Here is a 12,859-nt window from a genome sequence, read left to right on the forward strand (position 1 = left end):
GATCTGGACATGTCGGAGAGACATTAAAATAACTATGAAAAAATCCATGATGGCCTGGCACGAGCCAGGCGGCAATAAGCCGAATGACCCCTGGAAAGGGAAAAAATCGGGTAATCAGGGGCCGCCAGATTTGGATGAGGTGCTGACTAACCTATCCAAAAAATTAGGTGGCAAATTTGGCGGCGGCCGTGGTGGTCGTGGCGGTAATGACTCCGACGTGATGAAGTTCGGCGGTGGTTTAGTCGTTATCATCGCCTTGCTTGTCTGGGCCTTCAGTGGACTGTATACCGTGCGTGAAGCTGAGTTGGGCGTGAAATTGCGCTTCGGTGGCTTTGTCGACAACGTTCAGCCTGGCTTGCATTGGAAACCAACCTTTATTGACGAGGTAACTCCCGTCGATGTTCGGTCGGTTAGCTCCATGCCGACCAGTGGTTTCATGCTGACCAAAGACGAAAACGTGGTACGTATTGAAATGGACGTGCAGTACCGTGTGACTGACCCATACCTGTACCTTTACAGCGTGATGAACCCAGAAGACACCCTGCTGCAAGCCATGGATAGTGCACTGCGTTACGTCGTCGGTCACAACACCATGGACAACGTATTGACCAGTGGTCGCGAGCAGGTCCGTTCTGAAACTTGGCAAGAGCTATCGAATATCATCGACCCATACCGCACCGGCTTAGAAATCGTTGACTTGAACGTTCAGTTGGCGCGTCCGCCTGAAGAAGTAAAAGACGCATTTGATGATGCGATTTCTGCACAGGAAGATGAAGAGCGTTTTGTTCGCGAAGCAGAAGCTTATGCGCGTGAAGTTGAACCACAAGCGCGTGGTCAGGTGAAACGTATTCTGGAAGATTCTAACGCTTATAAGCAGAAAAAAGTGTTGGATGCGCAAGGTGATGTTGCTCGTTTTAATCTGATATTGCCTGAATATACGATGCAGCCAGAGATTACACGGAAGCGTTTGTATCTAGAAACCATCGAGAAAGTCTACAGTAACACCAGCAAGGTGTTGGTGGACATCGAAGGTGGCAATAATCTGATGTACTTGCCGCTTGATAAAATCATGAAGAGTACGCCGCAAACATCAACCAAGTCAGCGTTCTCCGATTCGAATCGCAGTAGCCGTGCGCCCGTTAGTTCGAGCCCGAGCAGCAGCCGCGAACGAACAGATCGCTTTACTAGCGGGAGTAACTAAATGAGACCTGTATTGTTAGTCGTATTAGCGGCACTTGTCTTGGCCGGATTCTCGTCACTGTTTGTGGTGAGTGAAGGTGAACGAGCTATTACCATCCGCTTTGGTAAAGTTCAGCGTATTGATGGCTCTGGTGCCACTGTGGTTCATGAGCCGGGCTTACATGTCAAAGTCCCGTTCATTGATACGGTTCGTTACCTCGATGCTCGTACTCAAACGTTGGATGACCGCGCGGATCGCTTTGTAACGTCTGAGAAGAAAGATTTGATTGTTGATAGCTACGTGAAATGGCGCATCAGTGATTTTTCTAAATTCTACCTTTCAACTCGTGGTGATTTCTTTCGTGCTGAGTCACTCCTAAAGCGTCGGATCAGCAACGGTCTGCGGACTGAGTTCGGTAGCCGTACCATTCGCGAGATTGTTTCGGGTACACGTAGTGAGCTGATGGAAAACGCCTTGGTACAAGTTGCTGAAGGTGCACAAGAGCTTGGTATTGAAGTACTTGATGTTCGTGTGAAGCAAATCAACCTACCATCGGAAGTGAGTAACTCGATCTTCCAACGGATGCGTGCAGAGCGTACTGCGGTTGCTCGTGAACACCGTTCACAAGGCCGCGAGAAAGCGGAAGCTATTCGCGCTGATGTTGATGCTCGAGTCACGGTGATGTTGGCTGATGCAGAACGTCAGGCGCGCGAATTGCGTGGTGCAGGTGATGCTGAAGCCGCCAATATCTACGCCAAGTCCTATGGCCAAGATCCTGAGTTCTATGCCTTCTTCCGTTCGTTACAAGCGTACGAGAAGAGCTTTGGTCAAGGCGGCGATATGATGGTGATTGAGCCTGATAGCGAATTCTTCAAATACATGAAAGATCCGCTGGGTAAATAAGCTGCTCTAGCGCGACCCCAAATAAAAAAAGATGCCCGCGGGCATCTTTTTTTTTGCATTTCACCTAGGCGATTATAGCCAAGCGTTATCTCGTACTAGTTGTTCAAATTCAGTACAACCGCCAACATGTTTTTCGTCTAAGAATATTTGCGGCACAGTCTCAACTTCTTTGCCGACGGTTTTTGATAGATCAGCTTTGCTGATCCCTTCGGCATGAATATCAACATAGCGGAATTTAAAATCATCGCGTTTTTCGGTGAGTTGCTCTGCAACTTGTTTCGCGCGAACACAATAAGGGCAGCCAGGGCGGCCGAAAATAACAGCGAACATGTTGGTGATCCTTCTGAGTAAGTAGTGACCACAGCATAGCGATTTGCATGGCGTTGGTAAAATTGATTGTTGCCATTGGCCTGATAGATTTTGCCGATAAATTTAGCGCTTGCTTGAGCTTTGACTACAGTTGTCGTACCAGTTTAGATCGGGCGAAATCGCTATGTCTAAACCTCACTGTGGCGTAATCGGTGTCTTTCGCTGAGCGATAGCACACAAATTAGGTGATCTAGCGGGTTATTATCTGCTAAAATCCGGCCCTTTCCTGCGTTTAATCGACCAAATCAAGAGTTCAAGCATGAGCAATAATGTTGTGGTTCTCGGCACTCAATGGGGTGACGAGGGCAAAGGCAAGATCGTTGACTTACTAACTGATCAAGCAAGTTACGTGGTGCGCTACCAGGGTGGCCACAATGCGGGCCACACGTTGGTTATTGACGGTGAAAAGACCGTCTTACATTTGATTCCGTCTGGCATTTTGCGTGACAACGTCAAATGTATCATCGGCAATGGTGTGGTGTTGTCGCCTGACGCGTTGTTTACTGAAATCGCCATGCTTGAAGAACGCGGCGTTCCTGCTAAAGAACGTTTATTCATCAGCGAAGCCTGCCCATTAATTTTGCCGTTCCACATTGCACTTGATGTTGCACGCGAACAGGCTCTGGGTAAAAAAGCCATTGGCACCACTGGCCGCGGTATTGGCCCAGCGTACGAAGACAAAGTTTCTCGTCGCGGCTTACGCGTTGGTGATTTGTTCAACAAAGAAGCCTTCGCTGAAAAGCTAAAAGTTGTCATGGAATATCACAACTTCGCGCTGCGTGAATTGTATAAAGCGCCAGAAGTGAGCTACGACGAAGTACTCGAAGGGGCTTTGGCTGTTGCAGATACACTTAAAGCAATGACCGTTGACGTGATCGACGTACTCGATAAAGCTCGCAAGAGTGGCGACAAAATCATGTTTGAAGGTGCTCAAGGTACCTTGCTTGATATTGATCACGGCACTTACCCGTTTGTAACCAGCTCAAACACCACTGCGGGTGGCGTTGCGACTGGTGCTGGATTTGGCCCGTGTCACCTCGATTACGTGCTGGGCATTGTGAAAGCCTACACCACTCGTGTTGGTGGTGGCCCATTCCCAACTGAGCTTGAGTGCGAAGTCGGTCAGTATCTTGGCGAAAAAGGTCACGAGTTTGGTGCGACAACAGGTCGCCAACGCCGCTGTGGTTGGTTTGATGCTGTGGTCATGCGCCGAGCGATTCAAATCAACAGCCTGACAGGTTTGTGTTTGACTAAGCTGGATGTATTGGATGGCCTTAAAGAAGTGAAGATCTGTACTGGCTATCAAATGGCAGACGGATCGATAACTGAAGTGCCGCCATTGGCTGCAGAAGGCTATGAAGAAGTAACGCCAGTTTATGAAAGCATGCCTGGCTGGAGTGAGGTCACCTTTGGTGCCAAGTCACTTGATGCGTTGCCACAAGCTGCATTGGATTACATTGAGCGCTTGGAAGAGCTGCTTGAGATTCCGATTGATATCGTGTCAACTGGCCCAGATCGTGTTGAAACAATCATTCGCAAGCACCCATTTGACATGTAAGTCATGTTGATCATGTTTGCTTCATAAAAAAGGCCGCATTAAGCGGCCTTTTTTATGTCTTGCTGGTGAGCATTAGAAATGTACCATCACACCAGCAAAAGCACCGTCAAACTGGGCATCAATGGTCAGATCGCTGACATCATCAATATCAAACTTCACTTTGCGGTAGCCAACTTGAACGCCAGCATCCACAGCGAGGTTGTCGATCAGCAAATACTGAGCGCCAATTTGTACGTCGTAAGCATTGGCATCTCCAACGCCAATCCAATTGACTTCACCGAAGAATGATAAGCCCGTGCCCGGAATACCCAATTGGCTGGCGGCATAAACCATTGGAATCACGCCTTTGTAGTTTTCTTGCGATGATTCTTCAACAACCGTGTCACCGATGGTAGTTTCACCTGTTACGGAAACTTTGTAGTCACCATACTTAAGGTTTACACCAATATCTAAGCTCGTCAGGCTGTTATCTAAGATCTCGTAGTACATCACCATGTCGATGTGGTCGAGCTCTGCATCAACCGTAGATTTGCCGTCATATACAATGCCACCAAACTCAAAATCAACCACATCGGCGCTGCCATCGGTATCCATTTGGTTGTAGCGAAGCATGAAATTCGGCAACAGTGGCACTGGATGCTCAACGGCTACCCAGATGACGCCTTTGCCCTCATCGTATAAATCGTAGTCTTGCGTTAGGTCGCCGGTACCAAAACCACCGTCAGCGTTCATATCCCAATATTGAGCGCCCATGTAGACGCCAGCAAATGTGTCGGCCTGTGACGCAAACGGTAACGTCGCTAGCGCGGCCAGTGCGATTAATTTTGTTTTCATTTGGCTGTACTTCATCTAAGTGTGTGCTGGCAAAATTAACATGCTGATGTGACGAATCATAGAGGGACTGTGGCCTCGCACGCGAAGTGGATCAAATAAGTATCGATTGCTGGCGACGGCCCAGAGTTGTTTGAAACTTTTGTGTCGGATCATTTTTAGGCGTTTATTTGGCCGTAACTCTCTTCCTTTTTACCTAACAGCTGTGGTGGTGAATAGTTGGCTCTAGAGGAACAACCACCAAGTTTGTATATGATGGAGATGCAGTAATTGCTGAGTATGTGGGATCTGCTGTTACAGGGCGCTATGTACACAATGACGGTATAGATAGCCCGTTAGTTCAATATGACGGAGAGAATGTCGGAGCGAGCTATCGAACATTTCTCACCAAAAACCATCAAGGCTCAATTATTGCTCTATCCAACAATAGTGGCTCTTTGACCACGATTAATCATTACGGCCCATTCGCCGAGCCAGATTCAACAAATAAAGGCCGCTTTGGGTATACAGGGCAAATGGTATTGCCAGAAATTGGTCTGCAATATTACAAAGCACGGATTTACAATCCAAAGCTTGGCCGCTTTATGCAAACCGACCCCGTGGGCTACGAAGATCAGATGAATCTTTATGCTTATGTGGGGAATGATCCGGTGAATATGGTTGATCCGACGGGTAATTGGACATTATCTTTAGGTTGGGAAACTGAAGTGATCGGTGGTGCTGGTGGTGGAGTTGAAGAAGGAACTTTCATTACCTACAGCGAAGGTGAATTAACCGTTGGCACCTATACGACTACTAAAACTGGAATCGGTGCCGATATAGGAACTGCTGCTACTGTTCAATTAACCGAGGGAGGAGTCGATGATTTTTCAGGCGACTCAATGAATGTTGAAGGGGATTTCGGGCCGATTACTGTCGAAGGTGGTTTAACAATGGACGAAAATGGTGAGATTAATTCTGACAGTAAAATGATTGGAGGGTTAGAAGTCGGCACTCCATCTTTAACCGGAACGGGAGGTAGTATTACAACATCAACTACCCAAATTGACTCTATCATTTACACCACTGAAGATGAATATTAGAGTTTTATGCTATGAACAGTAATCGTATTCACATTGCCATAATGAAAGTAATAGTAGTTATGTCCATAAATTTTTGCATTTCTTCATGGACTGAAGGTGCCCTCCGGATTACTCTTGTTCTTATAGGTTTTCTTATTATGTTCTGGGTGTTTTTCCACGAAATGAACAAAAGCTAGACTGGGGCAAAGAGCCAAAGGGCGCAGAATTAATTTATTCTTTTGGTTCTATCTTCTCAATAACTCCCCACTAAAAGCCCCGCTCGCAGGGGCTTTTTTTTGGGGCGTCTGGCAACGTTTCTGCGGAATGCTGGCAGATTTGTTTTGGACTGCTGGAAGGTTTTATCTGGAACCGTGGCAGCGAGAGGGTGGAATTTACAGCTGTATATTCCAGTGTTTCTTGCCAGTGTTCCGGCTCTTTGCTTCCAGTGGTGTTAAAACAACACTTCCACCGTTCCATTGATTTCCTGCCAATGCTTGATGAAACGACTATGGTTCAAGGAACTAAAAATGCAGTGGAGGAATATCTGCCGATTTTATTGACAGTTTTTTATAGGTCGATGGACACACAACTCGGTGTTTGATTATCGGATTGCTGGTACGCCGCAGAGAGATGATGTACCAGAGTTGGTCAAAATCAATACAGAGTAGGCGGTTAGGCTCTTTACCCCAAGGGGTTATTAATAATTGGTGAAATGCGCTTGTTTTTCGGCCGTTCTTTATTCAACTTGTTGATGACCCACCTCAACCCATAGTTACAACTTTTACTTGGTGAATATCTTTTTACTGACTTAGCTTCTGATAGTTCTTTACCAACCAACCACAATGCAGCTTGAGAGCTCCAGTAAAACAATTTGTACAAATCTTCCTTGCAGTCTGTGTTAATTATTCCCAGATCTTCTGCCGTCAAGGCAAGGCTACGCCACAAAAAACATGAAAGGTTTTGGTTTGGTACGATATGTTCGTATGGCTGGGTTTAAACGAGCTGGCGCATGTCATCTGTTTCGTCATTCAACAGCCATAATGATGTTGGATAACGGAGCCGACTTGCGGCATGTACAAGAAATGCTAGGTCACGCCAGTATCACTAGCACTCAAGTCTATACCTTTGTTTCTCGCTCAAAACTCATCGAGGTATACAGTCAAACGCATCCTTCGGCGCTTAGCCTCAATCGGTTGGAGTTGTGATGTAGACAGTTTTAGTACGTATGTTGAACGTACGGAGTTGCTTTGCTAGTATAACAAAATTAATACGTACAATACCCGTATAGGAGTTCATCATGACAGCATTAGCATTGAAAAAAGATGCTCGACTTGATTTGAAAACAACACAACAGAACAAAGAGCTGTTGGCTCAGGCTGCCATCTTGAGAGGTGTCGATATGACGACATTTATCATGGAGCCAGCGCTTAGAGAAGCAAGAGAAGTCGTAGAGCAAATGAAGTTGCAACAGTCAGAACAACAGGCTCTATTTGCGGCGTTGTCTAAGCCAAACAAGCCAACAAAAGCATTGCATGGCTTGTTATCTGAAGGGATGTTCAGTGAGCGATAGTCGATTTGTCTTAGAGCAGTACGATTCAACTAAGACGTACTATCAACAGAAAAAATTTGATTGCGGACATGGAGTCATTAACAAGTTTGTTCGCTCTTCGTTAAAAAAGCAGGTGAGCCAACAGTTTTCGAAAGCTTATGTCCTTTTGGATTGTGACGACAATGAACGCTTTTGTGCTTTTTACACGCTGACTTCTTTCAAGTTGCTTGCTTCAGATATGGAGAAGCTATCTGGCGGCAGCTTACCAAAGGACATCCCTTGTGTTCGCTTGGTGATGCTTGGTGTTGACAATAGTCTTCAGGGGCAAGGTATAGGACGGAAAATGATGTCTGATGCCCTCCACCGAGTGCATGGAGCATCGAAAGTGATCGGTATATATGGCTTGTATTTGGATGCAGACCCCGGAGCCACCGATTTTTATCTCTCGTTAGGTTTTACTCGGCTTGATGACGGAAGCCAGGATGACATCGCCAAGATGTTTTTGAGTATAGAAACCATCAACGGGATATTGGGATAGTTTGACCTTTTGAAGCAAGGATGCGACCCACCTAGTTACTCCTTCAAGAAATAGAATGTTGGGAGCCTGTTTCCGATAATTCTATTACAAAGCACGGATTTACAATCCAAAGCTTGGCCGCTTTATGCAAACCGATCCCGTGGGTTATGAAGATCAAATGAATCTTTATGCTTATGTGGGGAATGATCCGGTGAATATGGTGGATCCTACAGGAATGTACGGGAGAGGGGATGGTTGGACCGATGAAGATTGGGATACCTTTGATGAAGCACAAAAACAGGCTGCAAACGATATGAGTTCAGCGGCTGCTTCATTGCGAGATCAGGCAGCTGGTATGAAAAAAGGCGAGACTAATTCAGATGGTTACTCAGGTTCAGAATTGGAAGCAATGGCTTCTAGTCTAGATGCTGGAGCAGCGGCTTTGAGAGATGATGGAAGCAATGGCTTTGTTGCCAATGCTGGCACCGCCCAAGATACAGGAGGGTTCGCAGCTCAAGTAGACAAGGTTGGTGGAAAAATCATGACTGTCAATACTAGCTCAGCGGCTTTTGGAACAAGTCGAACTACATGGATGGTAGGTCATGAATCACTCCATAGTGCAGGGTTAGCAGATCAAAAGGATATCTTTGGCTATACCGCTTATCGGTATTCGACAAAATTTGCTGATAGAGCAGCCTTTAAAGGACTAAAGAAAAGTAAAAGGCATAAGAATCCAGACCATGTAATGCAGCAAGTCTATCCATAACTTAATGTCGAGAAAAAGTATGGCAAAATTTTATTTGTTTCTAGCAATGGTAATGACTGGCTTCTTCGCAAATGCCAATACATGTATTGATGCGGAAGGCTTTGCTAACAAAAACACCGAAAAATATGCCAATATTTTTCGAGTTGAAAGACAAGTTCAGGGAGATGCTTCAGCTTATTCATTGTTTCTAAATCGGAAATTACATGACTCCGACTTAGAGGCGGTATCGATTCTTATAGGTTCGAGTTTTGAAAGTGGTTTCGACTTTTATACAGAGTTGAAGTCAGTAGAAAGCGAAAATAACGTTAATATGTATTACTTCCTGCTTTCTAATGAGTTGGCGGAGAAGTCCTCTCTAAATATATCTTATGGTAGGTGTGATTTGGTGCTGACGATTGAGCTATCCGAAATAGTAGAGAACAATCCAAAGAGCCCAAAGGGGGTAGAGTAAATAGGTTTTTGTTATCTACCTCCCCAGTGATTTCTCAACAAAAGCCCCACTCACTGGGCCTTTGTTTTTTGGCCGCTTGGCAACTTTTCAGCGGAATGCTGGCAGATTTGTTTTGGACAGGTGGAAGGTTTTGTCTGGAGTCGTGGCAGCGTGTGAGTGGAATTTACAAGTGTATATTCCAGTGTTTCTTGCCAGTGTTCCGGTTCTTTGTGATTGCCATTGCTAATTGATTTTAAATGGGAATGCTTAAATTTTGCTTTTCCATTAAGTGCTTAGCAAGTCAGCGATGAAGAGAAATTTTATGCTGATTATCAAATTTTTGGTGCTTGCGGCTCGGATATGAAGGCGTTGTTCGGTAGCCTACGCAGTAATTATGTAAGCGCTTACCTTGGCGTTGAAATTATTACTAAGTACCTTGTCGACAAAGGAATGTTGTATGACTGTTAGAGCAAATTCTCGCTATCTTATTTTGGGTTGTTTAGCCGCGATGGCCGTTAGTTGTGGTGGTGGTGGCGGCAGCGGCGGTACCTCGACTGTTCAGCCCGTAGGCAATGCTGCGCCTGCAATTGCTGGTCGCCCGGCCTCTTCTGTCAATGAAGGGCTAATGTATGAATTCACTCCCACCGCGTCAGATAGCGATGGCGACACGCTAACATTTAGCGTTGATAATTTACCTAGTTGGGCCAATTTTGACGAGTCAACAGGCTCCATCTCGGGAACGGCCGACTACGCCAGCGCAGGGGTTTACGCCGATATCGTCATCTCAGTTTCTGATGGTGAAGAATCTCAATCGCTGCCAGCATTTTCGGTTACTGTTGTCGACGCTGTAGGCTTGACCCTGTCAGGGCAAATTTATGGGCTTGAATTACCTCAAGCTTTGGTCACGCTTGAAGTCGCCGATGAAATTTTTACCGCAACAGCCGACAGTGACGGCAATTTTCAGCTTGAGGCCAATCTGCGAGCCGATATTGACGGTGATATTGCGCTGCTTAGAGCTACGGGAGTAGGTGATCGCGACCATATTGAGCTGGTCAGTCAGCTTTATTATGTATTGAATTATGTGGCTGATAGCCAGCAACACACATCGTTAGATAAGCAACAAGAGCCGCGCTTATATATTTCTGACCTGAGTTCCGCTCGGTATATTTTGGCGAATAGCGCTACGTCAAAGGATAACCCGTCTACCAGTGCGCAATGGCAAGTAGCAGAGTTAGCCGCGAATGAAAGCCAATTAGTGAAGCTTGCATCGGCTATTCAATGGCTTGCCGATTATGCTGATGATGAGATTGAATTAGGCGGTACAACACTTACCAGCTTTTGGGGTGATAATCCGTTAGAGGTACTCAATGATTGGTTTGATACGCATGAACTGACGACTGAGTTCTATGACGTGCAAAGCTACAATTGGTCACTGTTGAATAGCGACAGCCCGCTCACTTCCACACTCAATGAGGCGATGATTACTGGCACTAAAGTACTGCATCTGCCTGCACAGCCAGGATTCATGCCCAGCGAAATTGAGCAAGTATTGGTCTTCCATGATGATGGCACTGGTGTTAGTTATTGGCACAATGAGGTTGAGTCAACATCGGCTGATGCCGCATTCGCTTGGAGCCTTTCTAATGGCGAATTGCAGCTGACATACGCCACTGGGCAAAGTTATGCGCTGAGTGCGTTTTTTGTGGGCGCACAGAGTTTGGCAAGTTACGGATTCGGTGATGATGTGGTGCAGTGGGCTGATGGCATTCAGCAAGCAAGTGACCCAGTCGAAGCGATTGAACTTCGACTCACCGTTGAATCACAAACACTCACGTTATTAATGGATTATGATGATCTACAACAATGGCATGTTGCTAATTCATTGCGCTACGAATTTCCTCAAGATTGGAATAATGGCGATCTAAATAACTTTACTGAGTCCGCATTAAACCCTACGGCTACCGGCTCAAGCTCTACTATGGTGATGCAAGGGGTACCGCAAGATTCGTCACCGTCCGTTGATTTCGACACTCAAGTCGGATCGTACTTGTCGCTACCACGGTTTGGCACAGCATCACAGAGTTACAGTAATCAAGCTGGCCAAGATTTACTGTTGTTGCAAGCAGATAGCGTTGCGCAAAGCCAAGTTGATGGGACTTTGTTTAGCTGGCAACAGATTGATAATGGCGTTGAGCTGAGTGTTGCTAACTATCGATATCAAGTGGTGCCTTATCAACAAAGTGGTGAGCTATATAGTGCATTGGTTTGGGTTTTCTCGAATAACCAACTGATGCAAGTATTTGGCGCCGGCACAACACTAACCGCAGAGCTGCCAACTGTTGAAGCCAGCGCTCTTACGGCAGCAGAGTTCCCGCAATTATGGGCGACGAGCTATAAATGGCAAGCACCAACAGGATTCAATCCTGATGATGCGTCAGGTGATTACGGCCGTTGGATTCCTGCTGACACTGTCTACCAATTATCCTCTAGTGGTGTGGCACAACAATACAACTTGCTCGGTTTGCTCATGGAAAACTGCGAATCAGTCATATCTGACCCTTATTGTGTTGCTGAGGCTTGGCAAGATAGCTGGCAGATTGACAATGCCTCTGGCGAGTTGGTGATTGAAGGCTCGCTGACGCAGCGTTCGCTGCCCGTTGCTATTGATGCTCGTGGTCAGCCGGTGTTGATATCTGAACTTTACTTTAATGTTGGAGGCTCGACTCCATTGCAACCTGCGAGCTTGCAAATTCTCTATCAAACCGATGTTTCCAAGCTGTAACTCTGGATTGTCTATTGGCAGTAAGGCAGGTCGCAATGCTCGCGTGTCGGGACTGATAGACTAACAACCTCCGAAAGCCCCACTTGAGTGGGGCTTTGTTTTTAGCCTGTAAACATTTCATAACAGATGTCGTTACAGGCTGGCGGCGAGCCAACGCGCCATTTCTTAGGCAATTCATCATTCCGGCTCTACAATGCCGCCGGTGTTTTTCAAGTAAGCGATTTTTTGTTATGAAGCAGATGGCCCTGAGTTGGTATGCACAGGTTGAAGGCTGTTTTCTGGTGTCTTTAGGTGTGTGCTTCCTTGCAGCTAGCGGTTTGCTGGTTGGTGGTACTGCGGGTTTGGCATTTATTGCCAACAAAGCATTACCAATCACCTTTGGCTTTTGGTTTTTTACCATTAACCTGCCGTTTTTCTATTTAGCCATTCGACAAATGGGCAAGGCATTCGCTTTGCGCAGCCTACTGTGTATTGTTGCTGTGTCGCTGATGTCTGATGTGCTCAACTATTACGTCCATTTTGATAATCTCCCTCCGTTACTGGGGGCTGTGATTGCCGGAGGCCTTATTGGTATTGGCCTGATATTGTTGTTTCGCTATCGCTCATCACTTGGCGGCGTCAACATTCTTGGTTTGTTCCTCGAAGAGCGTTTTGGCATTCACTCCGGCAAGGTGTTGTTAGGCTCTGACTTGATCGTTGCTGCTTTGGCTTTGGCCTTATATGACTGGGACAAAGTGGCTTACTCACTGCTCGGCTTTGTTGTATTGAGCTCTGTCTTAGGGCGTTACCACAAGAAAGCTCCGATTCAGCAACAAGCAAAAGCGGTGAGCAAAGAGTGTCAAACTGCTCAGCCAGAAACGCCATTCACTAAACCGCAAGAAGAGGCGCTGTAACGCCATCAAACGCGGCAGGA

At 46.3% G+C, this 12,859-nt stretch carries 12 protein-coding genes and 1 pseudogene; 11 read left to right on the forward strand and 2 right to left on the reverse strand.

What is annotated here, in order from left to right; translation table 11 throughout:
* Positions 1-49 precede the first annotated feature (49 nt).
* Both hflK and hflC read left to right on the forward strand, forming a co-directional pair.
* A complete protein-coding gene (hflK, locus tag K0504_RS08290; RefSeq protein WP_220103823.1) occupies positions 50-1,201 on the forward strand; it encodes an FtsH protease activity modulator HflK in 1,152 nt (383 codons plus the stop codon).
* The gene (hflC, locus tag K0504_RS08295; protein ID WP_220103716.1) at positions 1,202-2,083 is read left to right on the forward strand and encodes a protease modulator HflC; all 882 of its coding nucleotides are present in this window, start codon (positions 1,202-1,204) and stop codon (positions 2,081-2,083) included.
* A gap of 72 nt (positions 2,084-2,155) precedes the next feature.
* Here hflC and K0504_RS08300 read toward each other — a convergent pair whose 3' ends face one another.
* Positions 2,156-2,413 carry a GrxA family glutaredoxin gene (locus tag K0504_RS08300; RefSeq protein ID WP_220103717.1) on the reverse strand — a complete coding sequence of 86 codons (258 nt, stop codon included), beginning with the start codon at positions 2,411-2,413 and terminating at the stop codon, positions 2,156-2,158.
* A gap of 298 nt (positions 2,414-2,711) precedes the next feature.
* Here K0504_RS08300 and K0504_RS08305 point away from each other — a divergent pair, with 298 nt between their 5' ends.
* Positions 2,712-4,010: an adenylosuccinate synthase gene (locus K0504_RS08305; RefSeq protein WP_220103718.1), complete on the forward strand. Its 1,299-nt coding sequence runs from the start codon at positions 2,712-2,714 to the stop codon at positions 4,008-4,010.
* Between the two features lie 72 nt (positions 4,011-4,082).
* Here K0504_RS08305 and K0504_RS08310 read toward each other — a convergent pair whose 3' ends face one another.
* Entirely contained in the window at positions 4,083-4,844 is a 762-nt protein-coding gene (locus tag K0504_RS08310) for a TIGR04219 family outer membrane beta-barrel protein (RefSeq protein ID WP_220103719.1), read from the reverse strand.
* 278 nt (positions 4,845-5,122) lie between these two features.
* Here K0504_RS08310 and K0504_RS08315 point away from each other — a divergent pair, with 278 nt between their 5' ends.
* The 8 genes and pseudogenes from K0504_RS08315 to K0504_RS08350 all read left to right on the forward strand — a co-directional run bounded on the left by K0504_RS08315 (position 5,123) and on the right by K0504_RS08350 (position 12,839).
* Positions 5,123-5,923, forward strand: a complete 801-nt coding sequence (locus tag K0504_RS08315) for an RHS repeat-associated core domain-containing protein (protein WP_220103720.1) — start codon at positions 5,123-5,125, stop codon at positions 5,921-5,923.
* Between the two features lie 962 nt (positions 5,924-6,885).
* Positions 6,886-7,107: a tyrosine-type recombinase/integrase gene (locus K0504_RS08320; protein ID WP_225918053.1), complete on the forward strand. Its 222-nt coding sequence runs from the start codon at positions 6,886-6,888 to the stop codon at positions 7,105-7,107.
* A 92-nt stretch (positions 7,108-7,199) separates the two neighbouring features.
* Positions 7,200-7,472 carry a type II toxin-antitoxin system TacA family antitoxin gene (locus K0504_RS08325; protein WP_220103721.1) on the forward strand — a complete coding sequence of 91 codons (273 nt, stop codon included), beginning with the start codon at positions 7,200-7,202 and terminating at the stop codon, positions 7,470-7,472.
* Positions 7,462-7,989: a GNAT family N-acetyltransferase gene (locus tag K0504_RS08330; protein ID WP_220103722.1), complete on the forward strand. Its 528-nt coding sequence runs from the start codon at positions 7,462-7,464 to the stop codon at positions 7,987-7,989. Before K0504_RS08325 ends, K0504_RS08330 begins: the two co-directional genes overlap by 11 nt.
* Before the next feature lie 94 nt (positions 7,990-8,083).
* Positions 8,084-8,734, forward strand: a pseudogene (locus K0504_RS08335) (RHS repeat-associated core domain-containing protein); the annotation flags it as partial.
* Between the two features lie 19 nt (positions 8,735-8,753).
* A complete protein-coding gene (locus K0504_RS08340; protein ID WP_220103723.1) occupies positions 8,754-9,185 on the forward strand; it encodes a hypothetical protein in 432 nt (143 codons plus the stop codon).
* A gap of 436 nt (positions 9,186-9,621) precedes the next feature.
* Complete coding sequence (locus K0504_RS08345; RefSeq protein WP_220103724.1) at positions 9,622-11,946, forward strand: putative Ig domain-containing protein; 2,325 nt, start codon at positions 9,622-9,624, stop codon at positions 11,944-11,946.
* A gap of 230 nt (positions 11,947-12,176) precedes the next feature.
* Complete coding sequence (locus K0504_RS08350) at positions 12,177-12,839, forward strand: YitT family protein (protein WP_220103725.1); 663 nt, start codon at positions 12,177-12,179, stop codon at positions 12,837-12,839.
* Positions 12,840-12,859: the final 20 nt, after the last annotated feature.

It is taken from the genome of Neiella holothuriorum (assembly GCF_019457915.1).
Lineage (GTDB): Bacteria > Pseudomonadota > Gammaproteobacteria > Enterobacterales > Neiellaceae > Neiella > Neiella holothuriorum.